The organism is Curtobacterium pusillum, from assembly GCF_007680845.1.
In the GTDB taxonomy this organism is placed as follows: Bacteria; Actinomycetota; Actinomycetes; order Actinomycetales; family Microbacteriaceae; genus Curtobacterium; species Curtobacterium pusillum_B.
The window spans coordinates 791,509-817,332 of sequence record NZ_VEIY01000001.1 but is presented as its reverse complement, the minus strand read 5'-3'; the positions used below and the strand labels follow the sequence as shown (position 1 = coordinate 817,332).

The following is a 25,824-nucleotide window of genomic DNA, read 5'->3' as shown; positions in this document are numbered from 1 at the left end:
GGAATCGGGCGTACCGTGTCGAAACGTTCGACCAGGTACGCCCGATTCCACTTTCCATCCCCGGTGTGATGGGAAGGAGCGAGTGCGCTACGCGGACTTCTCGACGCGCTTCGCCCGGGGCCGCGGCACGATCGTCGGCGCAGCGTTCTCGAGCACGGACTCGCGGGTGATCACCACGCGAGCGACGTCGTCGTCCGAGGGCACCTCGAACATCACCGGCCCGAGGACCTCTTCGAGGATGGCCCGGAGCCCACGAGCACCGGTCTGCCGCAGCACGGCGAGATCGGCGATCGCCTCGAGCGCACCGCGGTCGAACTCGAGCTCGACCCCGTCGATCGCGAACATCCGCTGGTACTGCTTGACGAGCGCGTTCTTCGGCTCGGTGAGGATCCGCATCAGCGCCGACTGGTCCAGCTGCGACACCGTGGTGACGACGGGGAGACGCCCGATGAACTCCGGGATGAGGCCGAACTTGTGCAGGTCTTCCGGCAGGACGTCGGCGTAGAGGTCCTGCTGGTCGAGCGGGCTGTGCAGCGGAGCGCCGAAGCCGATCCCCCGCTTGCCGACGCGCGAGGACACGATGTCCTCGAGCCCCGCGAACGCCCCCGCCACGATGAACAGCACGTTCGTCGTGTCGATCTGGATGAACTCCTGGTGCGGGTGCTTCCGTCCGCCCTGCGGCGGGACCGAGGCGACCGTGCCTTCGAGGATCTTGAGCAGCGCCTGCTGCACGCCTTCACCGGAGACGTCGCGCGTGATCGACGGGTTCTCGGCCTTGCGGGCGATCTTGTCGACCTCGTCGATGTAGATGATGCCGGTCTCGGCACGCTTCACGTCGTAGTCGGCGGCCTGGATCAGCTTGAGGAGGATGTTCTCGACGTCCTCGCCGACGTAGCCGGCTTCCGTCAGTGCGGTGGCGTCGGCGACGGCGAACGGGACGTTGAGCCGCTTCGCCAGGGTCTGTGCGAGGTAGGTCTTGCCGCAGCCCGTGGGGCCGATCAACAGGATGTTCGACTTCGCGATCTCGACGTCGTCGCGGTCCTCCGCCGCGGTGATCTGCCCCTGCGCACGGATCCGCTTGTAGTGGTTGTAGACGGCGACGGCCAGGGAGCGCTTCGCCGGGTCCTGCCCGATGACGTACTCCTGCAGGAAGTCGAAGATCTCGCGCGGCTTGGGGAGCTCGAAGTCACCGCTGGCGGTGTCTTCGCCGGCTTCGGCCAGTCGTTCTTCGATGATCTCGTTGCACAGCTCGACGCACTCGTCGCAGATGTACACCCCGGGACCGGCGATGAGCTGCTGGACCTGCTTCTGGCTCTTGCCGCAGAAGGAGCACTTGAGCAGGTCAGCGCTCTCTCCGATGCGTGCCATGTCGGTGCCCTCCCTGGTTGACCGATGCGTTCGCCGGATGCTGGCCGACGGCCCGCCCGACTGTCCACGAGCCTAATCGCAACCGGTGACACCAGCGGCGACGCCGAGCCGGTTTCCCGCAGCGCGTTCGCCCAGGGCGTTCGATCCTGCTAGCGTGTCCTCGACTTCTCTACAAGTTGTAGAAGTGCACCCCTGGAAGGAACCCCATGACCAAGCGTCTCGCCGTCGTCGGCACCGCGACCCTCGGCGTCACCGCTCTGATCGTCCTCGGCACCGCCGGTGTCGCCAGCGCCCACGTGGAAGCGACCGCCACGTCGACCGCCGCGGACTCGTACACGACGGCGACCTTCTCGGTCCCGCACGGCTGCGACGGCTCCCCCACGACGAAGATCGAGTTCCAGGTGCCGGAGTCGATCATCGAGGTCACGCCGACGGTCAACCCGAACTGGACCATCACGAAGGCCACCGAGCCGTACACGAGCCCGTCGTCCTCCGCCGACGACGAGTCCGCCGAGGACGCCGGCGAGCGCGTGACGAGCGTCACCTACACGGCGAAGACCCCGCTCCCCGCTGACGAGCGCGACACCTTCCAGCTGTCGTTCTCGCTGCCGGACGGCAAGGCCGGCGACCGCGTCGAGTTCCCCGCCCTGCAGACCTGCGAGAAGGGGTCCGTCGAGTGGAACCAGGAGCAGAAGACCGGTGCCGCCGAGCCCGAGCACCCGGCCCCCTCCATCGTGCTGACCGCAGCCGTGCCCGTCGCCGCCGACGGTGACCCGATCGAAGCCACGCCGACGGCCACCGCCGACGCCAGCGCCTCGACCGCCTCCCCCGCCGACCCCGACCTGGTCGGTCGCTTCCTCGGCCTCGGCGGCCTCGTGCTCGGCGCGGTCGCCCTGGTCGTCGCCGTCGCGAACACCCGTCGCCGGAGCACCACCAAGTGACGAAGCGGTCCGGTGGGCACGTGGCGTCGGCCTGGAGGCGCGGGTCGGCCGCCGCCCTGTCCGTCGCGATCGTGGCCGGTGCCGTCCTCGGTCTGGCCGGCCCCGCCTCGGCGCACAACTACATGGTCGCCTCGACCCCGAAGGTCGACGGCACGCTGACCTCGCTGCCCGAGTCGTTCGAGATCACCACGAACGACAAGCTGCTCGACATCGGCGACACGAACTCCGGGTTCGCGTACCGGATCGTCGGCCCGGACGGGAAGTACTACGAGGACGGCTGCCTCGACGTCGACGGGCCGTCGATGACCACGAAGGCCGCGCTCGGCGACTCCGGCAAGTACACCGTCGAGTGGCAGATCATCTCCGCCGACGGACACACCGTGTCCGACGAGTACACCTTCACGTGGGACGCCCCCGCCGGGTTCACGCCCGCGAAGGGCGCCACGGAGCCCCCGGTCTGCGCCACGTCGAGCAATGGCGGCGCGGCGAGCTCCGGCGGCGACACCACGGGCACGGCGTCGGGCAGCGGGGAGTCGACTGCCTCCGACGCGATCTGGATCGGTGCCGGGGGGATCGTCCTCGTCGGCGTCGTCGTGGCCCTCCTGCTCCTGCTCCGCCGTCGTCCCGCGCCCGCCGCGGACGACGAGCGCGACGCGGTGGACGGTCCCGAGACGGACTGACGCCCGCCCGCCGGACCCGCACCGCGCCTCCAGGCCGGCCGCGACACGACGAAGGCCCCGCACCGGACGGTGCGGGGCCTTCATGTGCCGGTGCTACTTGACGAGCGCCGGCAGGTTCTTGCGGCTCGTGAGGACCTGGTCGATCAGGCCGTACTCGAGCGCCTCTTCGGCGGACATGATCTTGTCGCGCTCGATGTCGTTGTTGACCTGCTCCGGCGTGCGGTTCGAGTGCTTCGACAGCGTCTCCTCGAGCCAGGTGCGCATGCGGAGGATCTCCGCCGCCTGGATCTCGATGTCCGACGCCTGACCGCCACCCTGCTGGACAGCGGGCTGGTGGATGAGCACCCGAGCGTTCGGCAGCGCCAGACGCTTGCCGGGCGTCCCGGCAGCGAGGAGCACCGACGCGGCCGAAGCCGCCTGGCCGAGGCAGACCGTCTGGATCTGCGGACGGATGTACTGCATCGTGTCGTAGATCGCCGTCATCGCGGTGAACGAGCCACCGGGCGAGTTGATGTACATCACGATGTCGCGGTCCGGGTCCATCGACTCGAGCACGAGCAGCTGGGCCATGACGTCGTCGGCCGACGCGTCGTCGACCTGGACGCCGAGGAACACGATGCGGTCCTCGAAGAGCTTCGCGTACGGGTCCTGGCGCTTGTAGCCGTAGGCCGTGCGCTCCTCGAAGCTCGGGAGGATGTACCGATCAGAGGGAGCCGGGACGTTCTGCGCGCCACCGAGCATTGGGAGATGCATTCTCGTTTCCTTTTCTACGGTGGGTCGGATCAGGACTTGGCGTCGGGGTCGGCCGCGTCGGTCGGGGTCTCGCCGTCGGCGACCGTTCCGCCGCCGCCGATGACCTCGACGCTCGACGCGCGGAGGTGGTCGACGAAGCCGTACTCGAGGGCCTCCTGCGCCGTGAACCAGTTGTCGCGGTCGTTGTCCTTGAGGATCTGCTCGATCGACTTGCCGGTCTGCTCCGCCGTGAGCTCCGCCATCCGCTTCTTCATGTCGAGGATGACCTTCGCCTGCGTCTGGATGTCGGCAGCGGTCCCGCCGAAGCCACCGGACGGCTGGTGCAGCAGCACCCGCGCGTTCGGCGTGATGTAGCGCTTGCCCGGCGTGCCCGACGAGAGCAGGAACTGCCCCATCGAGGCGGCCAGGCCGATGCCCACCGTGACGATGTCGTTCGGGACGAACTGCATCGTGTCGTAGATGGCCATGCCGGCGGTGATCGAACCACCGGGCGAGTTGATGTAGAGGTAGATGTCCTTCTCAGGGTCCTCGGCGGCGAGCATCAGCAGCTTGGCTGCGATCTCGTTCGAGTTGTCGTCGCGGACCTCGGAGCCGAGCCACACGATCCGGTCTCTCAGAAGGCGGTCAAAAACACTGGGGTTCAGTGTTGCTTCGGCCATGGAAAAGCTCCCGTTCAGTTGTCGCTTGATGTCGAACTTATCGGGTGCAACGCAGCAGTTCGCGCCTGTTCGCTGACGGCGGTCAGGCGGTGCGGAAATACGAGACGGGAGGCGCGGTGCCAGCTGGCACCGCGCCTCCCGTCCGTCGTCCTGGTGGCGTTACTCCGCGTCGTCCGCGGGGGTCTGCGCGACGCCCGCCGTGAAGGCGGAGAGGTCGACGTCGTTGCCGTTGGTGTCCTTCACGGTCACCTTCGACAGGACCGTCGCGACGGCCTTCGAACGAGCGACCTCGCCGACCATGCCGGGGATCTGGCCGTTCTGGTCGATCACCTTGATGAACTCGGCCGGCTCCATGCCGTACTGCGCAGCGGCCTGGATGAGGTACTGCGTGAGCTCTTCCTGCGAGACCTGGATCTCTTCCTTCTCGGCGATCGAGTCGAGGAGGATCTGCGAGCGGAAGGCCTTCTCGCTGGACTCGGAGACCTCCTTGCGGTGCTCGTCGTCCTCGAGGCGGTTCTCCTGCTCGAGGTGACGGTGCACCTCGTCCTCGATGAGCTTCTCCGAGATCGGGATGTCGACGTCCTCGATGAGCTTCTCGACGAGCTTGTCGCGAGCCGCGGCGCCCTGGCCGAACGACTTCGACTTCGCGATCTGCTCCTTGAGGTCCGCCTTGAGCTCCTCGATCGTGTCGAACTGGCTCGCGATCTGGGCGAACTCGTCGTCGGCCTCGGGGAGCTCGCGCTCCTTGACGGCGGTGACGGTCACGGCGATCTGGGCGGTCTCGCCCTCACGGTCGCCACCGACGAGCTTCGACTCGAAGGTGGTGGACTCGCCGGCGGTGAGGGACTCGAGCGCCTCGTCGATGCCCTCGAGCAGGTCGCCCGAACCGATCTCGTAGGAGACGCCGGTGGCCGAGTCGACCTCGTCGTCGCCGATGGTGGCGGTGAGGTCGATCTGGGCGAAGTCACCCGTGGTCGCCGGACGGTCGACCGTCACGAGCGTGCCGAAGCGGGTGCGGAGGTTCTGCAGTTCCTCTTCGATCTCGTCGTCGGAGACGTCGACCGCGTCGACCGTCAGCTCGTACTTGTCGTACTCCGGCAGGTCGAACTCGGGACGGACGTCGACCTCGAAGGTGAGGACGAGGTCGCCCGTGAAGTCCTTGACGTTCGGGAGCTCGGAGACGTCGGCCTCGGCACGACCGAGGATGCGGAGCTCCTGCTCTTCCACCGCCTGGCGGTAGAAGTTGTCGATGGCGTCACCGACGGCGTGGTTCAGGACCTCGCCGCGGCCGACACGCTGGTCGACGATCGCCGGCGGGACCTTGCCCTTGCGGAAGCCGGGGATGTTGATCTGCTCGGCGATGTGCTTGTACGCGTGGTCGATGCTCGGCTTGAGATCTTCCGGCGTCACGTTCACGGTGAGCTTGACGCGGGTGTCGCTCACCTTGTCGACGGTGCTGGTGGCCAAGGGGAGTACTCCTGTTGGTTGACGTTCGTGTGGTCGGTGTTCTGGTGGACCTGGTCGGGGCGACAGGAGTTGAACCTGCGACCTCCCGCTCCCAAAGCGGGCGCTCTACCAAGCTGAGCTACGCCCCGTCTGCATGGGCCAGGGGTGTCCGCGCGCGCCAGAGGCGCATGCGACGCCGATGAGTCTAGCGGTCTGCCGGTGGTCGGTTCCCGGGAGGTACTCGGGTGTGCTCGGCCGGGTCGGGGTCGTCGTCCTCGGCGGCGCGTCGGAGGCCGCTTCGCCACTGCACGCCGACGACGATCTGGACCGCCACGGCTGCGAGCGCGAGCACGATGCCGGCGACGATCCGCCACACGTGCAGGAGGGCGTGGGCGGGCTGGGTCTGCGGGTCCCCGAACAGCTCCGGACGCAGCGAGAACACCACGGCTGCGAGGAGCACGAGGGCGTACGAGAGCACTCGGGAGTGCTTGATGCGGCGGGCTTCCCGGTCCGTCGGCGGCAGGGTGACGCGTGGTGGCATGTCGCGGTGTCTGGTCCGGCTCGTTCGTCCGTTACGATGATGGGGCTGCGACTCGTGCGCAGCCGCGGGGATGTAGCTCAATGGTAGAGCCCCAGTCTTCCAAACTGGCTACGCGGGTTCGATTCCCGTCATCCCCTCCACATCCCGACTTGCACTGCGCCGATCCGCGATTCTCCTGGACGCCCCCAGGCTCTCCACGGGAACCACCCGGATCAGGCCGTCGGCTGCAGAACGGAGGACCGGGTCCTCGGTCACCAGGGCGTCTGCCTGCAGGATCGCCACCGCGAGGTACTCAGCCGGCCCGACCTCGTCCCACCCGAGCTCCATCGCTATCTTCCACGCGGTCGCCCGCGAGACCCGGTCCCCCAGTAGTCGGATCCGGAGCGCGGCGAGGCCGTCCAGCAACGCCCGCGCCGTCTGCTCGTCCATCGACCCGGCGCGGACCTCACGGTAGAGCGCAGCCAGGACGTGGGACCGCAGTACCGCCGGCCCCACGAGCTGGTGCGACGAGTCCACCACCACCTCGCCACGCACGATCCGCAGCGCGACCCCGGCATCGATCCCGTACCTCGTCATGCGACCAGTGTGCTCCGCGCCCACGAGGAGTCGACGAGCGGGGATGTCACTCCTCGCTCAGATCGTGACGACCGGCTGCTCCTCGACTTCTTGCCGGAGCATCCGGTAGTGCTGTTCCCATCCCGGGGTCCCGCGGCCGGCAGCGTGCAGGGCGGTTCGGACGGCTCCGAGCGCACGGTCGAGCGCACCGAACTCGTCGTCGGCAGTGACTCCGACCGAGAAGGTCAGCGTCCGTGTGCCGACGTCCGCGCTCAGGTCCTGGTCGTGGACGTCTTCGAGCTCGAAGAGCGCGTCCGCGATGAGATCGAACGCCGCCGTGATGTCATCGGCTCCGTCGACCAGCGCGGCGCACTCCAGGTGTACGAGGTAGTTCGTCATCGTGTTCTCCCATCCCAACAGCTCGATCGCGCGAACCGATACTTCAGATGCACAACGTACCAGCGGTTCGAAGGCGTGAGGTGCACCGTGAGCAGGTGTTCTCCGCACGGGCAGTACGCCTTGTAGTACTTGCGTCCCTTCGTGAAGCGCCATCCACTGGCTTCCGCCGTGCGGATGATGGCTTCGATCTCCTTCTTCGGATGTCGTGGTCGTTCGACCATCGCCACCTCCCCTCCACGCTCAGGACGGTAGGGAGGAGCGGCGCGACGACTGGACGAGTCAGTGACGGCTGTGGACAGGGTCGCGGACGGGCGTTGCTGGGGAGGAACGAGGGTCAGGGGCCGCCGAGCTCGAGGGTGACCGTCGGGGCGTCGCCGAGGTCGACGCCGGCACGACGACGCTCGGCTGCGCGGAGCGGCACGAGGTACCCGCCGTCCTTCGGGAACAGCGAGGTCGTCCAGGTCACCGAGCCGATCGTCACCCGCGCGGGGATGACGCCCCACCCGTAGGTGAGCATCGGGGCGAGCTCGTGGATGACCTCGGCGGCGTCGGGCGGCACGACCGCGTAGAAGAACGGCGCCGGTCCGCGCCACTCGATGACCTCGCCGCTGAACTCGAGTTCCACGCCGCGATCGTACGGCCGCGACGCCGCCGGTAGCCGGTTCGCCGAAGCGACAGGTTCCCGCGAACGTTCGGCGGGAACCTATCGCTTCGGCAGAGGGGGCGGTGCCGCGCGGGCGAGATCTGTCGCTTTGACGCGGAAGACTCCCGCTCAACGCGGAAGACGCACACGCGCGAGCCGCGAGCCGCGAGCCGCCGCCGCCGCTCGAGACGCGACGTCAGTGGTACGTCGCGGCCTGCCCGTAGAGCTGCTGCGTCATCGCCGACACGTACCCGGAGACGTCACCGTCCGGCAGGTTGTACGTCATGAACACGCCGTACCCGTCGGCCTTCGTGCGCTGCGCGAGCGACACCGCGGTGGACTGCGACGTGTTCTGGATGTCGACCGCCGCAGCCGACAGCTTCGACTTCGACAGCCCCGGGATGGACGGCGCCGAGTACGTGCCGTAGAAGGGGTTCCAGGCGTAGTCGAGCTTCGAGCCGATCGTGCTGCTCGACGACGACAGCGAGGACGCGGCCGGGCCGATGTTGTAGAACGAGATCAGCTTCGACGGCATCTGGGCCCGGAGCGCGGTGATGAGCCACCCGATGGACTGCGAGTTCGGCTGCGGCGTGCCGTTCGTGCCGTAGTCCGAGTACTCGTCGTCCAGGTCGACCCCGTCGAGCCCGTACTTCGTGACGGTCGCGGTGACCTGGGACGCGAAGTCCGTGGCCGCGGCCTGCGTCGGGAAGTTGGCGATCCCGGCGCCCTGGTGGTTGCCGAGGATCGACAGCGACACCTTGATGCCCTTCGCCTGCAGGGGCTTGATCTGGGTGGCCGCGTTGTCGAGGGTCGCCTGGACGTTGGTGTTGTTCGCCAGGACGGCCTTCGAGCCGTTCCAGTTGATGTTCGCGGCGAAGATGATCGCCACGTCGAACGCGTTCGCGCCGTTCGCCAGCTGGTAGCGGCCGACGTTGGCGAGCTGGTCGTTGTTGACCTCGACGTACGCGATGCTCGTCGGCCCGGACTTCGTGGCGGTGGTCGACGCTGGTGCCGCTGTTGCTGCGGCGGGCACCATCGGTGCGGCGACCATCGCGGCGATGGCCGCCACGATCCCGATCTTCACGGACTTCTTCATCTCATTCCTCCTTGAATGGTTCGGTCGTTCAGTTGTGCGGGAAGCGGAAGGTCCGCACCTCGTACGCGTCCACGGAGAACGAGGACGCGTCCGTGTCCGCCAGCGGTTCCTCGAGCAGCGTGACCTCGACCGACGCCCCGTACGGACCGTCGACGGCCACGCTGCCGGTCCCCCGCCGCCCGCTCGGCTCGTACACCCGCACGACCAGGTCACCCGACCGGTCGTCCGCGAGCTTCACGCTCGACAGCACGACGTCACCGGACACCTCGACCAGCGGCGCGAACCCGTGCGACCCGGTGACGGTCCGCGCGGCGGCGTTCATCACCACGCCGGCCTCCGTCGCCCCGAGCTGGTCGGTCCCGATGACGATCCCGTACCGGTGCGTCTGCACGCCCTGGTCGGTCTCCGGGTCCGGGAACCGCGGCGCCCGCAGCAGCGACAGCCGCACGGTCGTGGTGACGTGCCCGTCGACGGCATCGCGGGTGGTGTCGAACCCGTGGATCGAGTCGTTCACCAGCGCGACACCGAACCCGGGCTCCGACACGAGCACGTAGCGGTGCATCGAGGTCTCGAACTTCGCGGCCTCCCACGAGGTGTTCGTGTGCGTCACCCGCTTCTGCGCGCCGAACTGCGTCTCGGCGACGGTGTGCTCGGCGCGGACGTCGAGCGGGAACGCGACCTTGAGGAACTTCTCGGTCTCGTGCCAGTCGGTCGTCTGGTCGAACTCGAGGGTGCGGGACCCGGGCGCGAGCGTGATCTCCTGCGTGACGGTCGAGTCGCCGAAGGCCCGCGACACGACGACCCGTGCGACGCCGTCGGCCCCCACGGACGCGTCCAACGACGAGACCGTGACCAGGTCCTCGACCCGGTTCCGGTAGTACCGGTCGACGTCCCACGCGTCCCACATGTTCGGGAAGTCCTGGTGCAGCTGCAGCAGGTTCGCCGCCTGCCCCGGCGCGATCGCGTCCCGCCCGGTGGTCAGGTCGACGGCGCTGGTCACGAGTCCCTGCGCGTCGACGACGACCCGCACGAGCTCGTTCGCGAGCACGTACCCGCCGTCCGCCTCGGCGAGGGAGACGGCGCTCGCCTCCGGCACGTCGGTCGCCTCGACGGCGCCCTGCGCGGGTGCGCCGGCCTGGAGGAACGGGGCCGGGTTCACGACGACCGTCCGGTCGCCGACACCGGCCAGTGCCGACAGTGCCCGCTCGATGATCGCGGTCAGGCTCGCGGCCGTCTCGGCGTACTTCTGCTCCGCTTCGCGGTGCACCCACGCGATCGACGTGCCGGGCAGGATGTCGTGGAACTGCTGGAGCAGGACCTGCTGCCAGAGCGCGTCGAGCTCGTCGTACGGGTAGACGAAGTCGGTCCGGGCGGCGGCGGTCGCGGACCACAGTTCGGCCTCGATGAGGAGCTGCTCGCACCGGCGGTTGCCCTGCTTCGTCCCGTGCTGCGACGTGAGGGTCGCGCGGTGCAGTTCGAGGTACAGCTCGCCCACCCACACGGGCGGATCGGTGAGCTCGGACTTCGCGCGGTCGAAGAAGTCGTCCGGGTGCTCCCAGCGGACCTTCGCACTGCCCTCGAGGTCGGCCAGGCGTGCCGCGGTGCCGGTCATCTCGCGGGTGGTGCCACCGCCGCCGTCACCCCAGCCGACGGGTGCGATCGACCCGGTGGCGAGTCGGTTCTCGCGGAACTGGCGCGAGGCCTTCGCGACCTCGGACCCGCTCAACCGCGAGTTGTACGTGTCCATCGACGGGAAGTGCGAGAACACCCGCGACCCGTCGATGCCCTCCCAGAGGAACGTGTGGTGCGGGAACTTGTTCACCTGGTTCCACGAGATCTTCTGCGTGAAGAACCACTCGAAGCCCGCGCGGCGCATGAGCTGCGGCAGCGCCGGCGAGTACCCGAAGCTGTCCGGCAGCCAGACGCCCTTCGGCCGGATCCCGAACTCGCGCTCGAAGAACCGCTGCCCCTGCGAGAACTGGCGGACGATGCTCTCGCCGGTCGGCATCACGGTGTCGGACTCGACCCACATGCCGCCGATCGGCAGGAACCGGCCGGCGGCGACGGCGGCCTTGACCCGGGCGTAGACCTCGGGGCGGTGCTCCTTGATCCAGGCGTACTGCTGCGCGCTCGACATGCCGTAGAGGAAGTCGTCGGTCTGGTCGATGAGCTCGGTCATCGTCGAGGTGGTGCGGGCGACCTTCCGGATCGTCTCGCGCACGGGCCAGAGCCAGGCGGAGTCGATGTGGGCGTGTCCGACGGCGGAGATCGTGTGCGCCGAGGCCTCGGCGGGCGCGGCGAGTACCTCGGCGAGCGCTGCGCGGGCGTCCGGCGCGGTCGCGGCGATGTGCTGCAGGTCGAGCCGGTCGAGGGCGTCGTCGAGCGCCTGCAGGATCCGCATCCGCCGCGGGCCCTCCGGCAGCTCGGCCTGGAGCTCGAGCAGGACGTCGATGTCGAGCGCGAGCTCGTGCACCTCCGAGTCGAACACGGCGAGGTCCATCCGCCGCGAGGTGTACAGGCGCTTGGAGGACGAGGTCTGGATGTCGCCCTCGTGCGTGACGAGGAAGGGGTGGTAGTCGAGGAGGACCGGGTTCGACGCCGCCTCCACGAAGAGTTCGACGGTCTCGCCGCCCTCGGCCCGTTCGGTGACGAGCACCCACTGGTTCCGCGGGTTGATCGACTTGACCGGGGTGCCGTCGGCGAGGTAGACGAGTCCCTCGCACTGGAAGCCCGGCATGTTCTTGTCGAAACCGAGGTCGATGACGGCCTCGATGCGACGCCCCGCCCACTCGACCGGGACGGTCCCGGTCAGCCGGAACCACGTCGTGCCCCACGCCGCTCCCCACGTCGTGCCGACCTCGTACGGCTCGAAGTCGAGGGCGAGCCCGGACGCCGGTGCGATCGGCTCACCCGGCAGCTCGTGCCAGGCGGTGTCGAGCGGCGTCGCGGTGGCGTGCACGGCCGGCAGGATGCGCTCGTCGAGGACCCGTCGTGCGCGTCCGGTGGTGAGGGGGATGTCGTCGTGCATGGGGACCTTCCTGGTTGCGGGAGGGCCGGCGTCGGTGCCGGCGGGACGGGCGGGTGGTGCGGTCAGGCCATCGTCGCCGGGTGGGCGACCGACAGCAGTGCGGTGGGGGTGTCGTCGGGGACCTCGACGCACCGGGTGATCCCCCGTCCGCCGAGCAGTGCGTCGTCGCCGATCCGGGACCGGAGGACGACCTGCGGCCCTCGCCCGTCCGGAGCACGCTCGGCGAGCTCGAGCCACGCGGCGGCGAACCGGCCACCGGGCGCGCACTCGGCCCGGAGTCCGTGGCGGGTGGTGCCATCCGGCAGCACGTCGTCGAGGACGAGTGCAGTGGCCGGGGCGGTCCGCGGCACCGGCGGAGCGTCGGCGGCAGCATGAACGCCGTGCGCGTGGGCGAGGGCGGCGAACGCCTCCCCCGCGGGCTTCAACCGGCCGTCGTTCGTGAACAGCCCGAGGTCGTACTCGAGCTCGGGGAAGTCGGCGAGCGACCGGGAGACGTCGTGCGAGCACCACCACGTGACGCCGAGCACGTCCTGCGCGTCGAGGACGTGGCGGATCGTCTGCTCGGTGAACGACGCGGCGTCGGCGGGGTCGACGACGTTCGTGGGGGCGCCGACCTCCTGCAGCCAGTTCGGTCGGCCCGGCTCCCGGTTCCAGGCGGCGGCGAGTTGGAGGAGGTACTCCCCGTGGCGCACCGATCCGGCTCCGAGTGCGCCGTGCAGCGCTGCCGAGCCGTTGAACACCCATGAGTGGGTCACGGTGGCGTCGCCGTGGTCCGCCGCGTGCTCGGGGCCGAAGGGCTGCGCGTCGTCGTACCAGGCCGCGTCGTACTGCGCGACGGTGACCAGGGGCCCTGGACGCGACCCGGTGCCGGACGCGGGCGACGGGGCGGACGCGCGCCGCGCCTCCAGACCGACAGCGCCGGACGCGCCGGACGACAGCCCGCGCCGCGCCGCCGCGACCATCGCCGCCGCCCACGCGTGCCCCTGCTCCGCCGTGATCTCGTGCGGCGTGGGGTGCGGAGCGTGCGCGAACTGGTTCACCTCGTTGCCAATGGTGATGCCGAGCAGGTTCGGCTTGTCGGCGACCGCTCCGGCGAGCGCCTCGACGTAGGCGGCGGTCGACGCGACGACGTCAGGGTCGGTGAACATGTTCCGACGGTGCCAGCTCTCGAGCCACGAGGGCACGAAGTCGAAGCTCGACAGGTGCCCCTGCAGCGCGTCGACGTTGACGTCGAGCCCGAACGACCCGGCGATGTCCACGACGGACGCGACGTCCCGCAGCGCGGACTGCCGGATGAGCGTCCGGTTCGGCTGCACGACCGGCCAGAGCGGGAAGATCCGCACGTGGTCGGCGCCGAGCGACGCGATCGCCTCCATGTCCCGCGCGGTGTCCGACGGCGAGAAGTCGAGCCACGAGTGGAACCAGCCGACGGAGGGGGTGTGGTTGACGCCGAAGCGCATCAGCCCTTCACCCCGCCCTCTTCGACGCCCTTGAAGAAGAAGCGCTGCAGGATCGCGAAGATCACGGCGATCGGGATGAACGCGATCATCGTGCCCGCGGCGATCATCCGCTGGTCGGTCGCGAACGTGCCCTGCAGGTACTGCAGCCCCACCGTGAGGGTGAGCTTGTCCGGCGACTGCAGCACGATGAGCGGCCAGAGGAAGTCGTCCCACGCGCCGATGAACGAGAAGATCGCGATCACCGCGATGGTCCCCTGGACCGCGGGCAGCGAGATGTACCGGAGCCGCTGCATCGCGTTCGCGCCGTCCATCACGGCGGCCTGGTCGATCTCCTCGGGGATCTGCCGGAACGCGTTGAACATCAGCAGGACGTTGAGCGCGGCGATCATGCCGGGCAGCGCGACGCCGACGAGGGAGTCGGCGAGGCCGATGTCCTTGATGGTGACGAACTGGCTGATGATCGTCGCCTCCCCCGGCAGCACCAGGGTCGCGAGGAACAGCCCGAGCACGAGCTTGCGGAAGCGCCACTGCAGGCGGGCCAGGGCGAAACCGGCGAGGGTCGCGAACACGATGTTCCCGAGCACGTCGATCGCGGCGACGATGAGCGAGTTGCCGATGTAGCCGAAGACCGGGATTGCCTCGCCGACGCGCAAGTAGTTGCCGAACGTCGGCTGGGTCGGGATGAAGGACGGGTTGGCGGTGTAGATGTCCTCCCCGGTCCCCTTCAGCGACGTGGAGAGCTGCCAGAGGAACGGGCCGATCGTGATGAACAGCACCACGACGAGGAGGACGTAGCGGAGCACCTTCTCGCGGGTGGACATGACGCCCCAGGACGCGCGGCGCTTGCGTGCGCGTCCGTCGCGTCCGTCGCGTCCGCTCGGCCGGGAGGCGCGGCGTGCGTCCGTCGCGCCGGTCACGTCGGGCGCGGGGACCGCTGCGCCGGCGGCGCCCCCGAGGACGGGTTCGGTGGTCGGGGTCGTGTTGGTCACTTGTCCGCCTTGCTGTTCATCCGGGCGAGGGCGAGCATCGGGATGAGCGTCACGACGAAGAGCAGGAGGCTCAGGGCCGACGCGTAGCCGAGGTTGCCGGTGAAGCCGCGGGCGTACTGCTGGATGAGCATGACGAGCGAGTTGTCCTGCCCGCCCGGTCCGCCGGTGCCGTTGGTGAGGATGTAGAGCTCGCTGAACACCCGGAGCGCGCTGACGCAGACGAGGATCCCGACGAGCGTCATGGTGCCGCGGACCCCGGGCATCGTGACCGACCAGAACCGGCGGACCGCCCCGGCGCCGTCGAGCGCCGCGGCCTCGTGCAGGTCCTTGCCGACGTTCCCGAGGGCCGCCAGGAAGATGATCATGTAGTACCCGAGGCCCTTCCAGACCGTCAGGCTGATCGCGCTGAACACGAGCAGCCACCGGTCGGTGAGGAACGGGATGGAGTGCTGCACGATCCCCAACGACTGCGCCATCTCATTGATGACGCCGCGGTCGTCGAGGATCCAGTTCCAGATGAGCCCGACGACGACCGCGCTCGCGATCACCGGCGTGTAGTACGCGGTGCGGAAGAACGCGATGCCGGGGAGCTTGCGTTCCACGAGCACCGCCATCAGGAGCGGGAGGACCGTCAGGAGCGGCAGGCAGACCGCCATGTAGATGACGCTGTTGAGCAGCGCCTCCCACACCTGCGGGTCGGCGAGCAGCGTCTGGAAGTTCTGCAGGCCCACCCACTGGCTCACGCCCCCGAGGGGGCTGGCGTTCGTGAACGACAGCCGGACGGTGTTGATCGACGGCCAGAGGCTGAACGCGAGGAGCCAGACCAGTGCCGGCAGGACGAGCAGCCAGGGCGTGAACCAGCGGTTGGCGCGCATCAGCTGTTGGCCAGCAGGCTGTTCATCTTGGTCTGGGCGGTCTGCAGCGCCTTCTCGGGCGTGGTGCCACCCTTCATCGCCAGCGCGATCTGCTGGTCGAGGAAGTCCGTCATCGCCGAGTTCGCCTCGACCGGGTTGAGGTTCTTGGCGGTCTTCAGGGCGTCGTTGGCGAGCACGCGGGCCTTCGCCTCCACCGTGCCGTCGTCCTTCGAGAAGTACGGGTCGGACTGCGACGAGGTGGTCGACGGGAAGATGTTCACCAGGTGCGCGAACGCCTCCTGGTTCTTCGCGTTCGTCATGAAGGCGGCGAGCGCCTCGGCGGTGGCGACGTGCTTGCTCTTCGCGCTGACGCTGAGGCCCTGCACGTAGAGCGGCGGGTTGTCCAGCGCCGGCGAGACGACGATGTTGCCCTTGAGCGACGGGTTGTTCTTCTCGAAGTCGCTGATGGCCGTGGCCCCACCGGTGGTCCAGGCGACCTTGCCCTGCGTGAACAGGGTCGAGTTGCCGAGGTAGTCGGTGTTCAGCACGGAGGACGGCATGAGGCCCTCCTTGTAGGCCTTCGCGTACTTCGTGATGAGGTCGGCGGCCTTCGAGGAGTTCGCGAAGGTGAACTTCGTCCCGGCGTCGTTGATGATCTTGACGCCGGCGAGCGAGAAGTCCGACAGGCCGGGCTTCCGGCTCATCAGGTAGTCGTCCGGGCACTTCTGGTGCATGGTCTCGGCCTGCGTGAACAGCTCGTCGGTGGTCTTCGGCGGGTTCGCGGGATCGAGGCCGCACTTCTCGAACATCGTCTTGTTCCAGTAGTCGACGTCCGTGTTGAGGTACCACGGGTACCCGAACGTGCCGTCGACGCCCTTGTAGTTGTACGCGGCGAGCGCGCCCTTGACGTAGGTGCTCGACAGCTTCGAGTCGTCCTTCGCGACGTCCTGCAGGAACCCGCGCTTGGCGAGGGGCAGAGCGATGTCCGGCGGCAGGTTCACCACGTCGGGCAGCGAGTTCGACGTCGCCTGGCTGAGGACCTTGTCCGCGTAGCCGTCGCCGGGCTGGTCGACGAGCTTCACCTTGGCATCCGGGTACTTCTTCTCGAAGTCCTTGATCACGCCGTTGAGGTAGTCGGTGTAGGTCGGCGTCAGGGCCCAGGTCTGCAGGGTGATCGACCCCTCGACCTTGCCGCTGTCGCCGCTGCCCGACCCGCCGCCGCTCGAGCAGGCCGTGAGCGCGAGGGCCGTGACGGCCGCCCCGGCGAGGAGCGCCATCGCGCGTCCCGTCGTCCTGCGTGTGGTGTTCTTCATCGCTCGTGACTCCTTCGTCGTGCCGCTGATGCTGCTGAACCGGTTCAGTTCCTGTCGCCGAACCGGTCGAATGCAGCGATGGTGACGAACTAAAGCGCTATAGTCAAGTCCGTGGCCAAGAACCGCCGAACGACGATCGCCGACATCGCCGCACGCGCCGGCGTGTCCATCAGCGCGGTCTCGTTCGCGCTCAACGACCGACGGGGCGTCTCCGACGAGACCCGTGCACGCGTCCGTGCGGTGGCCCGCGAACTCGACTGGCAGCCGCACACCGCGGCGCGGGCGCTGGGCGGCGCGAAGGCGGGATCCATCGGTTTCGTGCTCAACCGGCCGGCCCGGACACTCGGGACCGAGTCGTTCTTCGGCGACCTCATCTCCGGCATCCAGCTCGGGCTCGCCGGCAGCCACGTCGGCATGAACCTGCTCGTCGCGCGGGACGCGGCGGAGGAGCTCGAGACCTACCGCGACTGGTGGCGCGGGCACCGGGTCGACGGCGTGATCGTGATCGACCCGCGGCGCGACGACGACCGGCTCGCGCTGCTCGCCGACCTCGGGATGCCGGCGGTCGTCGTCGGCTCGCACCCGACCGCCGAGGGTGCCGCGCCGAGCGTCTGGATCGACGACTCGGACGCCACGGACACCGTGCTCCGCTACCTGCACGCGCTCGGGCACCGGCGGATCGCGCACGTCGCCGGCCGCCCGGAGTTCGAGCACACCGCGATGCGGATCGACCGGGTCCGGGCGTTCACCGCGTCCGAAGGGCTCGACGGCACCGAGTCGATCCCGACCGACTACTCGGCCGAGGCGGGTGCGAGCGCGACCCGGACCCTGCTATCCCGCAGCACCCGGCCGACCGCGATCGTGTACGACAACGACGTGCTCGCCGTCGCCGGACTGGGGGTGGCGAGCGAGATGGGCGTCTCGGTCCCCGCGGACGTGTCGATCGTGTCGTTCGACGACTCGGCGATGATCCAGCTCGTCCGGCCCTCGATCACGTCCCTGACCCGTGACACCGTCGAGCTCGGGCAGCGGGCGGCGACCCTGCTGCGCGAGCAGATCGACGCGGGCACGGTGCTCCCGTCGCGCCCGGGGCCGTCGCTGACGTTGAGCGTCCGCGAGTCGACGGGCCGCGCGCGGTCTTCACCCTGACACCTCCGGGACACGCCGACCAGCGCTCCCATACCCCACCACCGGCGCGGCCGACTTGACGTCGGTTCGAACACACGTTCGAATACCGTCGTGGGACGGCGTCGCGAGAACCGGTGGCAGCCCCCGGAGCACCCGGAGGTCGAACGCCCGCGCGCCTACTCCCTGTCCGAGGACGCCCGCGGCCCGGACGTCTGCCACGCCGTCACACCCGTGCCCGTGTGGGCGTGGATCCAGTTCCCGACGTTCCACGTCCGGGTCAAGGCCTTCGCGAAGAGCTGGACCCGCGACGCCGTTCTCGTCGAGTGGGCGCAGTTCGGCCAGCAGGCGAACGCCTGGGTCTGGCGGTCGGCCGTGAAGCACCGCACCCTGCGTGCCGATCGGGACGCCCGTCGTCCGGAGAACGCGTCGCATTGACTTCTCCTCGGAGGACGAGGATCGTTTACGGAACACCGGTTCAGCAAGTAACTCGACGATCGAGACTTTCAGTCGCCTGAGCAACGAACCGGGAGGAGGCACCATGCACAAGAACGAGGTGCCGTCCTGGGTGGCGCACGTGCTCACCCCGCCGGAGGTCATCACGGCCTACGTCGAACGTCGGATCAACGACCCGGCGCTCCTGACGGGTGAGCAGTCGGAACCCACGTACGCGGACTTCCTCCGCGACGAGTAGGCGGGTCTTCCAGGAGGCGCGGGTCACGTGGTGATCCGCGCCTCACTTCTTCCGCCTGTGACGTCCCGTCGTCACGCAACGGGATCCGCGCCGGCACGCGCCCGGCGGGCGGACATCGTCACGCCGACGCTCGCGGCGGTGACGCACACGAGGGCGACGACCTCGAGCGGCGCCAGCCCCTCGTGCAGGATCGCCAGGCCCGCGAGCGCCGCGATCGCCGGACCGAGGCTCTGCAGCACCCCGAAGACCCGGGTCGGCATCCGCCGGAGCGCGAGCATCTCGAGCGCGTACGGCAGGACGCTCGAGAGCACGGCGACGGCGCCGAACACGACGAGGAGTACCGGTTCGCGCACCACTCCGTCCACGGCCGGCCCGAGCCCGGACGGCAGCGACACGAGCATCGCGACCAGCATCGACACCGCGAGGCCGTCCACCCCCGGGATCGCCGCGCCTACGTGCCGGTTCATGACGATGTAGCCCGCCCAGCACGCGGCGGCCAGGACGGCGAACACGACCCCGGAGACAGCCGTGACCGCCGTCGGACCGACCCCGAGGAGCACCACCCCGGCGAGGGCGAGCACGGCCCAGGTGACGTCCCGCCACCGGCGGGTGTGCACGAGCGAGAGGGCGAGCGGGCCGAGGAACTCGATGGTGACGGCCACCCCGATCGGGATGCTCGCGAAGGCGATGTAGATGAAGACGTTCATCCCGCCGAGCGCCAGGCCGAGCCCGACCGCGCCGAGCCACTGCGCCCGCGTCCAGTGCCGGACGCGCGGGCGGACGACGAGCGCGAGGACGACGGCGCCGATGACGAGCCGGAGCGTCGCGGCGCCGACGGGGCCGACGTCGTCGAAGCGGGTCTTCGCGACCGCGGCGCCGAGCTGGACGGACACCATCGCGGCGAGCGCGAGGACCGGTGCCGGGATGCGGTTCATCCCAGGGCTCGGTTCATCCGAGGTACGCGAGGACGGCGAGGACGCGGCGGTGGTCCTCGCCGGTGTCCTCGAGCGCGAGCTTGCCGAAGATGCTCGACACGTGCTTCTCGACCGCGCCGGTGCCGATCACGAGGGCGCGCGCGATCGCGTTGTTCGTGCGGCCCTCCGCCATCAGCCCGAGGACCTCGCGTTCCCGGGGTGTGAGCGCTTCGAGCGGGTTGCGGCGGCGGCTCATGAGCTGCGTGACGACCTCGGGGTCGAGCACGGTGCCGCCGGCTGCGATGCGGCGGACGGCGTCGTCGATCTCCTCGAGCCGGGTGACGCGGTCCTTGAGCAGGTAGCCGATGCCCGTCGCGCCGGCGGCGAGGACGTCCTCCGCGTAGGTGGCCTCGACGTACTGCGAGAGCAGGAGGACCCCGGTCCGCGGAGCCAGACGGCGGGTGGTGACTGCGGCGCGGACGCCTTCGTCCGTGAAGCTCGGAGGCATCCGGACGTCCATCACGACGACGTCGGGTGCGTGCTCGGGCAGCGTGGCGAGGAACGAGTCGGCGTCGGCGTACTGCCCCACGACGTCGATGCCGGCTTCGTCGAGGACCCTCGCGAGCCCTTCGCGCAGCAGCACCGCGTCGTCGACGACGACGGCCCGGATGCGTGCTGCATCCGGGCCGTCGCTCATGCCGACCAGCCTAGCGGGAGCGGTGGCGCTCCCGGCGGCTCAGGCGCGCGTCATGCCCGCGCCACCGGGACGCCGTTCAGGGCGCCGAGCGGGATGCGCGCGGTGGCCTCGGTCGGACCGCCCTCGGGGCTCGACACCGTGAGCTCGCCGTCGAGGGCACGCATCCGGCCCATCAGTCCCTCGATGCCGTGGCCCTCCTGCGGACGGGCGCCGCCGCGACCGTCGTCGGTGACGCTGACCGTGAGGTACCAGAGACCGGAGGCGTCGACCACGAGCCCGAGGTACACCCCGGCGGTCGAGGCGCCGGCGTGCTTCGTCGTGTTCGTGAGGAGCTCGCTCACGGTGAAGTACACGTTGCGCTGGATCTCGGTCGCAAGCTCCAGCCCGTCGGGCAGGCGGACGTCGAGCCCCACCGGGATCGGCGTCCGGGCGACGAGGGCCTCGAGCGCGGCGACGAGCCCGCGGTCGAGCAGGATCGGCGGAGCGAAGCCCCGCGACAGTGCGCGCAGCTCGTCGAGGGCGTCCTTGGCGTGCTCCGACGCCTCGCCGATGAGCTGCTTGGCCTTCTCCGGGTCCTTGTCGAACGCGCGCTCGGCGGCCGAGAGGTCCATCCGGAGCCGGACGAGGCGCTGCTGCGGGCCGTCGTGCAGGTCGCGCTCGATCTGGCGGAGGGCCTGCCCTTCGGCGGTCACGGCGCCGGCGCGGGAGGCCTGGAGTCCGGCGACGCGCTGCTCGAGCTGCTCCGCGCGGAAGCCGCCGAGCAGGCCGAGGTCGATCCAGTAGTGGGCGATGACGGAGCCGCGCGCCCAGAGCGGGAAGAGCACGACCGAGGCCGCCATCGACAGCAGCCCGAGGAACCCGTACCCGACGACCGAGGCCATGTCCCAGCCGAAGTACTGCGCGCTCATGCCGTTCACGAACACGACGCCGGCGAGGCCGATCGGCCAGAGGAAGCCGGCGAGGAGCACGGCACCGGCACCCACGGTGAACAGCGCCGCGAGCGGGTACACGACCGCCGCGTGCAGCAGGTAGAGCCAGTAGTGCGGGTTCGCGACCGCGGACCCGGTGCAGGTCCACCAGTTCTGCTGCCACCGCGGCGTCCAGTCCACCGGGCGGATCGGCCGACGGTCGGCCCAGCCGATGCGGAGCTTCTCGAACTGGCCGAGCCACCGTGCGACGAACAGGGCGATGAAGAACATCAGCAGGACGAACGGGTTGAAGAGGTCCCGGAAGCCGCCGCCGAAGATCGCCGCGGGGAACGCGACGTACAGCGTGCAGAGGAGCACCGCCGTGAGCGCCATGTAGCCGAAGTCCCGGGGCAGGCGCTTCCAGGCCTCGCGGTAGAACGCGCCGGCGGTGACACCCGAGCCCGAACCGGACCCGCTGGCCGTCGGCGGCGGGGTCGCTGACCACGTCGGCGGGGTCTGGTTCGGCTGCTGGGCGGGCATCGGTTCGGTGGCTCCTGGTGGGACGGAGTCGTGCAGCGGGACGGTCTCGGCCTGGTCGAGGCGGGCGGTGTCGGTCATGACACCAAGCCTCGCGACCGCGGGCTCGTTCCCCCATCCTGCCCCCTCCCGGACCCGGGGTGGGGTTATCCCCCGGTCCGGCGTACGGTGAGCGACCGTGGTCGCCGGGATCGCCGCGGCCCTGGTGTTGGTGGTCGCCCTCCGCGTGCGGGACCGCCGGGCCCTGGCCTTCGCCGTGTCCGCGCTCGCCTTCGCACTCGCCTGGGGCATCCCCGGGCCGGTCGGCTCCGCGCTGTACGTCGTCGCGCAGGGTGCGCTCGTGGCGTTCGGGGTGCTCACGGTGCGGTCGGTCCGTGGCCCGCAACGGGTGCTCGCGTGGGTCGTGATCCTCGCCGCCGCGCTCTGGTTCGTCACCGACCTGCTGGCACAGACCGTGGTCCCGCCCGCGCTCTCGCAGGGGGCGATCGGCGTCGTGTACTCGATCCCCACGCTCGTGATGGCGGTCGCCTACCTCGCCGCCGCGGTCCTCGTCGCCGTCCCCCTGCTCCGGACGGTGGGCGCGGGCGCCGGCGCGCTCTGGGCCTCCGCCGAGGTGCGCTGACCAGCGCACCAGCGCCAGAGCGCCCGCGGACGACTGACCGCCGCGCCCGTCAGACGAGCCCCGCAGCGACCTCCGGCGTCTCCGCGGGGATCGCCCAGGGCTCCGAGGTCATGCCTCCACCGCCCCGGATCGACCGCACGGTGCCGTCGGCGTCGCGCGCGTAGGTGACGTCCTCGTCGATCGACCCGAACCGGTTGCCGTGGGTCATCCGGAGCGTGTCGGCGTCGACCACCTCGAGCCGGGTCGGCGTCTCGAGCGGAGCGGGCGCCGACGGGTCGACCTCGACGAGCCGGTCACCGATCCGGGCGATGTCGCTGACGCCCCACGGGTTCGCGAACCGACCGGTGAACGTGCTGGTGTCGACGTCGTCCGGCACGGGCGTCCCGGGGGCGTCGGCGGCGGCGGCGGCATCGAGCAGGTTCACGATGGCGGTCGCGATGAGCGTCGCCGGGCCGCCGGCCGCACTGGTCAGCACCGAGACCACGAGCCCGGACTGCGGGTCGAACAGCGACTGCGTGATGTGCCCGGGGAAGCCGCCGGAGTGGCCACGGACCTCGCGCCCGCCGATCCGGTCGACGATGAACCCGGCGCCGTACCCGCGGCCGGCCACGTCGTCGGTGGCGCTCCACGCCCGGCGCTGTGCGAGCCGCTTCGAGTGGTCGTCGAGCAACGTGCCCTGCCCGATGACGTGCTGGGAGAAGTACCGCACCAGGTCGGACGCGGTGCCGTGGAACCCGGTCGCGGCGGCGAGCGCACGGGTGTCGACGTGGTCGATGCGGTGTCGGACGCGGTCGGCGTGGAAGCCCGTGTAGCCGACCACGAACTCGTCTGCACGCGCGGGGTCCCAGTCCGGGCCGGTGCCGTGGAGGCCGAGCGGTTCGGTGATCGACTCGCGGACGAAGTCGTTGTAGGACCGTCCGGAGACGGCGGCGATGACGAGCCCGAGCAGGGCGTAGCCGAGGTTCGAGTAGTTGAAGGACGACCCGGCGGGCACCTTCTGGCCGCGGTCGAGGACGAGCGCGAGCAGCTCCTGCTCGTCCGGGAACGGGCGGAGCAGCGACCAGTGGTCCCCGTCGTGGCCGTCCCGGATCACCCCGGCGCCCATCTCCATGAGCTCCCGCAGGGTCGCGTCGGCGAGGGGCGACCCACCGTCGACGAGCGCGGGGACGTACGTGCCGACGGTGTCGTCGAGGCGGAGCGATCCCCGCTCGGCGAGCTGCAGGAGCGCGGTCGCGGTGAACGTCTTCGAGTGCGAAGCGATCCGGAACAGGTCCGTCGTGGTGAGGCGGCGGCCGGCCTCGACGTCCGCGTACCCCCACGCCTCGTCGAAGAGGACCTCGCCCCCGTACCCGATCGCGACCTGCACGCCCGGCACCCGGAGCTGCCACACCTTGTACGACACCCATTCGCGGACGTAGGGCAGGACGGTCTCGTAGGCGGCGCGCTTCGTCATGACGATCAGGCTCCCATGTGCCACGCTGGCGGCATGCGACACACACCGCACTTCCTCATGACCGACGTCGACGAGGTGCGCAGGCTCATCGACGCGAACCCGTGGGCCACGATCGTGTCGCACACCGACGCCGGACTCGTCGCATCGCACTACCCGTTCCTGCTCGAGCACAGCAGCGACGACGAACTCGTCCTCGTCTCGCACGTCGGACGCCCGGACGAGATCGCCCACGAGCTCGGTCGGCACGAGGTCCTCGTCGTGTTCCAAGGCCCGCACGGGTACGTCTCCCCCGCCTGGTACCCGCCGGAGCAGTTCGTCCCGACCTGGAACCACGTCACGGCGCACTGCTGGGGCACGCCCGAGATCCTGTCCGACGACGAGAACTTCCGCGTGCTCGGCGAACTCGTCGACCACTTCGAACGGGTTATGCCGGAGCCGGTCTCGCTCGAGGTCGACGAGGAGACCGCCCGCCGGATGGCGAAGGGCACCGTGGGGATCCGCATCCGGGTCACCCGGTTCGACGCCCGGGCGAAGCTGTCGCAGAACAAGGCCCCCGAGGTCGTCGAACGGATCATCGCGGGCCTCCGCGGGGACGGTCCGTACGCGTCGCCAGCACTCGCCGACGAGATGGCACGGACACACGGCCTGGAGGGACGATGACGGAGGTCCTGCTCCGCACCGTCCGGCGGGTGGGCACCTCCGGGGCCCCTGCCGACGTCCGCATCGTCGACGGCCGGGTCACCGAGATCGCGCCGGCCGGCGCGCTCGACGCGTCCGGCCCGGACACCGACGTCGTCGAGTCCGCCGGTGCGTGGCTCGGCCCAGGCCTGGTCGACCACCACGTGCACTTCGACCAGTGGGCCCTCGTCCGCCGCCGCGTCGACGTGTCCGGGTGCGACTCGGCGGAGTCGACCGCCGCCCTCCTGGCGGAGGTGGGTCGCACGGGCGTGGCGGACCGCGTCCTGGTCGGTCACGGCTACCGCGACGGGATGTGGCCCCGCCCTGCGCGACGTGCGCTGCTCGACGAGGCCGCGCCGCGCCTCCCGGCCGTCGTGATCAGCGCCGACCTGCACGCGGTCTGGTGCAACGCCCTCGCACTCGCGCACTTCTCGACGATCGTCGGCCGACCGCTCGTCACGGGTGTGGACGGGGTCCTGCGCGAGCAGGACGCGTTCGACGTGACGGGCGCGCTCTCCGCCGTCCCCGACGACGTGCTCGACGGCTACGTCGCCGACGCCGTCGAGGCGGCGAGCGCCCGCGGTGTGACGCGGATCGTGGATCTCGAGATGCGCTTCGGCCTGGACCGGTGGCGACGACGCGTCCACGCGGGGACCGACGGGCTGCGCGTGTCCTCCGGCGTGTACCCGGCGGAGCTCGACGACGTCATCGACCGTGGTCTCCGCACGGGCGACGTGCTGGACGGCACGCGGGGCCTCGTCACGATGGGGCCGTTCAAGGTGATCACCGACGGGTCGCTCGGTACCCGGACGGCCGCGGTGACCGAGGCCTACCGGGAGCTCGGCGGTCACGGCGTGCTCACCTGGCCGCTCGACGAGGTCGTGCCGATGGTCCGCCGAGCCGTCGACGCCGGACTCGTGCCGGCGATCCACGCGATCGGGGACCGCGCGAACACCCTCGCACTCGACGTGTTCGAAGCCGTCGGATCCCGCGGCACGATCGAGCACGCCCAACTGCTGGCGGACGAGGACTTCGGTCGCTTCGCGGCGCTCGGTGTGGCCGCGTCGGTGCAGCCGGAGCACGCCATGGACGACCGCGACATCGCCGACCGCTACTGGGCGGACCGCACCGACCGGACCTTCGCGTTCGCGTCGCTCGAGCGTGCCGGAGCGCGGCTGCTCCTCGGGTCGGACGCTCCGGTGGCGCCGCTCGACCCGTGGGTCTCGATGGCGGCGGCCGTCGGGCGCGACCGGGACGGCCGCGAGCCGTGGCACCCCGCGGAGCGGCTGTCGGCACTGACGGCGTGGCGCGGTTCGACGGACGGCCGGGTCCAGGTGGCGGTGGGTGACGTCGCGGACCTCGTGCTGGTGGAGTCGGATCCGCTCGGCACGGCCGACGCAGCGCAGCTCCGGGAGACGCGGGTGCTGGCCACCGCGATCGCCGGTCGGTTCACGTACCGCGACGTGTGAGG

26 protein-coding genes and 2 tRNA genes are annotated in these 25,824 nt (G+C 70.2%); 9 read left to right on the top strand and 19 right to left on the bottom strand.

What is annotated here, in order from left to right; all coding sequences use genetic code 11:
* Positions 1–87 precede the first annotated feature (87 nt).
* Positions 88–1,368: an ATP-dependent Clp protease ATP-binding subunit ClpX gene (gene clpX, locus FS825_RS03890; RefSeq protein WP_144711010.1), complete on the bottom strand. Its 1,281-nt coding sequence runs from the start codon at positions 1,366–1,368 to the stop codon at positions 88–90.
* 206 nt (positions 1,369–1,574) lie between these two features.
* Between clpX and FS825_RS03885 the strand changes: the two genes are divergently transcribed.
* Both FS825_RS03885 and FS825_RS03880 read left to right on the top strand, forming a co-directional pair.
* Positions 1,575–2,309: a YcnI family copper-binding membrane protein gene (locus FS825_RS03885; protein WP_144711008.1), complete on the top strand. Its 735-nt coding sequence runs from the start codon at positions 1,575–1,577 to the stop codon at positions 2,307–2,309.
* Positions 2,306–2,989 (top strand): copper resistance CopC family protein, encoded by a 684-nt coding sequence (locus FS825_RS03880; protein WP_144711006.1) that lies wholly within the window; start codon positions 2,306–2,308, stop codon positions 2,987–2,989. The genes FS825_RS03885 and FS825_RS03880 overlap by 4 nt, the downstream gene beginning before the upstream one ends.
* Before the next feature lie 93 nt (positions 2,990–3,082).
* On the opposite strand, the gene FS825_RS03875 is transcribed toward FS825_RS03880, so the two are convergent.
* The 5 genes from FS825_RS03875 to FS825_RS03855 form a co-directional block, all read right to left on the bottom strand.
* Positions 3,083–3,742, bottom strand: coding sequence for an ATP-dependent Clp protease proteolytic subunit (locus tag FS825_RS03875; protein WP_144711004.1), 660 nt, complete (start codon positions 3,740–3,742; stop codon positions 3,083–3,085).
* A 29-nt stretch (positions 3,743–3,771) separates the two neighbouring features.
* Complete coding sequence (locus FS825_RS03870) at positions 3,772–4,401, bottom strand: ATP-dependent Clp protease proteolytic subunit (protein ID WP_144711002.1); 630 nt, start codon at positions 4,399–4,401, stop codon at positions 3,772–3,774.
* 159 nt (positions 4,402–4,560) lie between these two features.
* Positions 4,561–5,868 (bottom strand): trigger factor, encoded by a 1,308-nt coding sequence (tig, locus tag FS825_RS03865; RefSeq protein ID WP_144711000.1) that lies wholly within the window; start codon positions 5,866–5,868, stop codon positions 4,561–4,563.
* 51 nt (positions 5,869–5,919) lie between these two features.
* A tRNA-Pro gene (locus FS825_RS03860) sits at positions 5,920–5,996 on the bottom strand.
* Positions 5,997–6,052: 56 nt separating this feature from the next.
* Positions 6,053–6,388 carry a hypothetical protein gene (locus tag FS825_RS03855; protein ID WP_144710998.1) on the bottom strand — a complete coding sequence of 112 codons (336 nt, stop codon included), beginning with the start codon at positions 6,386–6,388 and terminating at the stop codon, positions 6,053–6,055.
* Positions 6,389–6,454: 66 nt separating this feature from the next.
* On the opposite strand from FS825_RS03855, the gene FS825_RS03850 reads away from it, so the two are divergent.
* Positions 6,455–6,528: transfer RNA gene (locus tag FS825_RS03850), tRNA-Gly, on the top strand.
* Here FS825_RS03850 and FS825_RS03845 read toward each other — a convergent pair.
* From FS825_RS03845 to FS825_RS03805, 9 genes are all read right to left on the bottom strand, one after another.
* Positions 6,497–6,964, bottom strand: coding sequence for a type II toxin-antitoxin system VapC family toxin (locus FS825_RS03845; RefSeq protein WP_144710996.1), 468 nt, complete (start codon positions 6,962–6,964; stop codon positions 6,497–6,499). The genes FS825_RS03850 and FS825_RS03845 overlap by 32 nt on opposite strands.
* Positions 6,965–7,021: 57 nt before the next feature.
* On the bottom strand, positions 7,022–7,342 hold the full coding sequence (locus FS825_RS03840; RefSeq protein ID WP_144710994.1) for a hypothetical protein: 321 nt from the start codon (positions 7,340–7,342) through the stop codon (positions 7,022–7,024).
* Between the two features lie 334 nt (positions 7,343–7,676).
* Entirely contained in the window at positions 7,677–7,967 is a 291-nt protein-coding gene (locus FS825_RS03835) for a DUF1905 domain-containing protein (protein WP_144710992.1), read from the bottom strand.
* 214 nt (positions 7,968–8,181) lie between these two features.
* Positions 8,182–9,081 (bottom strand): endo-beta-N-acetylglucosaminidase H, encoded by a 900-nt coding sequence (locus FS825_RS03830; protein WP_144710990.1) that lies wholly within the window; start codon positions 9,079–9,081, stop codon positions 8,182–8,184.
* Positions 9,082–9,109: 28 nt separating this feature from the next.
* A complete protein-coding gene (locus tag FS825_RS03825) occupies positions 9,110–12,109 on the bottom strand; it encodes an alpha-mannosidase (RefSeq protein WP_144710988.1) in 3,000 nt (999 codons plus the stop codon).
* A 62-nt stretch (positions 12,110–12,171) separates the two neighbouring features.
* Positions 12,172–13,569, bottom strand: coding sequence for a glycoside hydrolase 5 family protein (locus FS825_RS03820; RefSeq protein WP_144710986.1), 1,398 nt, complete (start codon positions 13,567–13,569; stop codon positions 12,172–12,174).
* Positions 13,569–14,558, bottom strand: a complete 990-nt coding sequence (locus FS825_RS03815; protein WP_222126876.1) for a carbohydrate ABC transporter permease — start codon at positions 14,556–14,558, stop codon at positions 13,569–13,571. The genes FS825_RS03820 and FS825_RS03815 overlap by 1 nt, the downstream gene beginning before the upstream one ends.
* Positions 14,555–15,433, bottom strand: a complete 879-nt coding sequence (locus FS825_RS03810) for a carbohydrate ABC transporter permease (RefSeq protein ID WP_144710984.1) — start codon at positions 15,431–15,433, stop codon at positions 14,555–14,557. Before FS825_RS03810 ends, FS825_RS03815 begins: the two co-directional genes overlap by 4 nt.
* The gene (locus FS825_RS03805) at positions 15,433–16,725 is read right to left on the bottom strand and encodes an ABC transporter substrate-binding protein (protein ID WP_144710982.1); all 1,293 of its coding nucleotides are present in this window, start codon (positions 16,723–16,725) and stop codon (positions 15,433–15,435) included. The genes FS825_RS03810 and FS825_RS03805 overlap by 1 nt, the downstream gene beginning before the upstream one ends.
* A 111-nt stretch (positions 16,726–16,836) precedes the next feature.
* Between FS825_RS03805 and FS825_RS03800 the strand changes: the two genes are divergently transcribed.
* The 3 genes from FS825_RS03800 (at position 16,837) to FS825_RS18550 (ending at position 18,544) form a co-directional block, all read left to right on the top strand.
* Positions 16,837–17,874, top strand: a complete 1,038-nt coding sequence (locus FS825_RS03800) for a LacI family DNA-binding transcriptional regulator (RefSeq protein ID WP_144710980.1) — start codon at positions 16,837–16,839, stop codon at positions 17,872–17,874.
* 90 nt (positions 17,875–17,964) lie between these two features.
* Complete coding sequence (locus tag FS825_RS03795; RefSeq protein WP_144710978.1) at positions 17,965–18,288, top strand: hypothetical protein; 324 nt, start codon at positions 17,965–17,967, stop codon at positions 18,286–18,288.
* A 103-nt stretch (positions 18,289–18,391) separates the two neighbouring features.
* The gene (locus FS825_RS18550; RefSeq protein WP_186377055.1) at positions 18,392–18,544 is read left to right on the top strand and encodes a hypothetical protein; all 153 of its coding nucleotides are present in this window, start codon (positions 18,392–18,394) and stop codon (positions 18,542–18,544) included.
* A 71-nt stretch (positions 18,545–18,615) separates the two neighbouring features.
* On the opposite strand, the gene FS825_RS03790 is transcribed toward FS825_RS18550, so the two are convergent.
* Genes FS825_RS03790 through FS825_RS03780 form a run of 3 tightly spaced genes read right to left on the bottom strand, consistent with a single transcriptional unit; the run spans position 18,616 to position 21,681 of the window.
* Complete coding sequence (locus FS825_RS03790; protein ID WP_144710976.1) at positions 18,616–19,479, bottom strand: EamA family transporter; 864 nt, start codon at positions 19,477–19,479, stop codon at positions 18,616–18,618.
* 13 nt (positions 19,480–19,492) lie between these two features.
* The gene (locus tag FS825_RS03785; protein ID WP_144710974.1) at positions 19,493–20,155 is read right to left on the bottom strand and encodes a response regulator transcription factor; all 663 of its coding nucleotides are present in this window, start codon (positions 20,153–20,155) and stop codon (positions 19,493–19,495) included.
* 50 nt (positions 20,156–20,205) lie between these two features.
* Entirely contained in the window at positions 20,206–21,681 is a 1,476-nt protein-coding gene (locus FS825_RS03780; protein WP_144710972.1) for a sensor histidine kinase, read from the bottom strand.
* A 97-nt stretch (positions 21,682–21,778) separates the two neighbouring features.
* On the opposite strand from FS825_RS03780, the gene FS825_RS03775 reads away from it, so the two are divergent.
* Positions 21,779–22,222 (top strand): hypothetical protein, encoded by a 444-nt coding sequence (locus FS825_RS03775; protein WP_144710970.1) that lies wholly within the window; start codon positions 21,779–21,781, stop codon positions 22,220–22,222.
* A gap of 49 nt (positions 22,223–22,271) precedes the next feature.
* On the opposite strand, the gene FS825_RS03770 is transcribed toward FS825_RS03775, so the two are convergent.
* A complete protein-coding gene (locus FS825_RS03770; RefSeq protein WP_144710968.1) occupies positions 22,272–23,675 on the bottom strand; it encodes a serine hydrolase domain-containing protein in 1,404 nt (467 codons plus the stop codon).
* Positions 23,676–23,708: 33 nt separating this feature from the next.
* Here FS825_RS03770 and FS825_RS03765 point away from each other — a divergent pair, with 33 nt between their 5' ends.
* Together FS825_RS03765 and FS825_RS03760 are read left to right on the top strand one after the other, a co-directional pair.
* Positions 23,709–24,335, top strand: coding sequence for an FMN-binding negative transcriptional regulator (locus tag FS825_RS03765; protein ID WP_144710966.1), 627 nt, complete (start codon positions 23,709–23,711; stop codon positions 24,333–24,335).
* Positions 24,332–25,822, top strand: a complete 1,491-nt coding sequence (locus FS825_RS03760) for an amidohydrolase (protein WP_144710964.1) — start codon at positions 24,332–24,334, stop codon at positions 25,820–25,822. The genes FS825_RS03765 and FS825_RS03760 overlap by 4 nt, the downstream gene beginning before the upstream one ends.
* Positions 25,823–25,824: the final 2 nt, after the last annotated feature.

Excerpts from the sequence above, each read along its gene's own strand:
- FS825_RS03805 (WP_144710982.1), bottom strand. The coding sequence starts at position 16,725 with ATGAAGAACACCACACGCAGGACGACGGGACGCGCGATGGCGCTCCTC.
- FS825_RS03870 (WP_144711002.1), bottom strand. The coding sequence starts at position 4,401 with ATGGCCGAAGCAACACTGAACCCCAGTGTTTTTGACCGCCTTCTGAGA.
- FS825_RS03875 (WP_144711004.1), bottom strand. The coding sequence starts at position 3,742 with ATGCATCTCCCAATGCTCGGTGGCGCGCAGAACGTCCCGGCTCCCTCT.
- FS825_RS03820 (WP_144710986.1), bottom strand. The coding sequence starts at position 13,569 with ATGCGCTTCGGCGTCAACCACACCCCCTCCGTCGGCTGGTTCCACTCG.
- FS825_RS03760 (WP_144710964.1), top strand. The coding sequence starts at position 24,332 with ATGACGGAGGTCCTGCTCCGCACCGTCCGGCGGGTGGGCACCTCCGGG.
- FS825_RS03830 (WP_144710990.1), bottom strand. The coding sequence starts at position 9,081 with ATGAAGAAGTCCGTGAAGATCGGGATCGTGGCGGCCATCGCCGCGATG.
- FS825_RS03790 (WP_144710976.1), bottom strand. The coding sequence starts at position 19,479 with ATGAACCGCATCCCGGCACCGGTCCTCGCGCTCGCCGCGATGGTGTCC.
- FS825_RS03840 (WP_144710994.1), bottom strand. The coding sequence starts at position 7,342 with ATGACGAACTACCTCGTACACCTGGAGTGCGCCGCGCTGGTCGACGGA.
- FS825_RS03785 (WP_144710974.1), bottom strand. The coding sequence starts at position 20,155 with ATGAGCGACGGCCCGGATGCAGCACGCATCCGGGCCGTCGTCGTCGAC.
- FS825_RS03765 (WP_144710966.1), top strand. The coding sequence starts at position 23,709 with ATGCGACACACACCGCACTTCCTCATGACCGACGTCGACGAGGTGCGC.
- FS825_RS18550 (WP_186377055.1), top strand. The coding sequence starts at position 18,392 with ATGCACAAGAACGAGGTGCCGTCCTGGGTGGCGCACGTGCTCACCCCG.
- FS825_RS03810 (WP_144710984.1), bottom strand. The coding sequence starts at position 15,433 with ATGCGCGCCAACCGCTGGTTCACGCCCTGGCTGCTCGTCCTGCCGGCA.
- FS825_RS03885 (WP_144711008.1), top strand. The coding sequence starts at position 1,575 with ATGACCAAGCGTCTCGCCGTCGTCGGCACCGCGACCCTCGGCGTCACC.
- FS825_RS03855 (WP_144710998.1), bottom strand. The coding sequence starts at position 6,388 with ATGCCACCACGCGTCACCCTGCCGCCGACGGACCGGGAAGCCCGCCGC.
- clpX (WP_144711010.1), bottom strand. The coding sequence starts at position 1,368 with ATGGCACGCATCGGAGAGAGCGCTGACCTGCTCAAGTGCTCCTTCTGC.
- FS825_RS03770 (WP_144710968.1), bottom strand. The coding sequence starts at position 23,675 with ATGACGAAGCGCGCCGCCTACGAGACCGTCCTGCCCTACGTCCGCGAA.
- FS825_RS03845 (WP_144710996.1), bottom strand. The coding sequence starts at position 6,964 with ATGACGAGGTACGGGATCGATGCCGGGGTCGCGCTGCGGATCGTGCGT.
- FS825_RS03825 (WP_144710988.1), bottom strand. The coding sequence starts at position 12,109 with ATGCACGACGACATCCCCCTCACCACCGGACGCGCACGACGGGTCCTC.
- FS825_RS03780 (WP_144710972.1), bottom strand. The coding sequence starts at position 21,681 with ATGACCGACACCGCCCGCCTCGACCAGGCCGAGACCGTCCCGCTGCAC.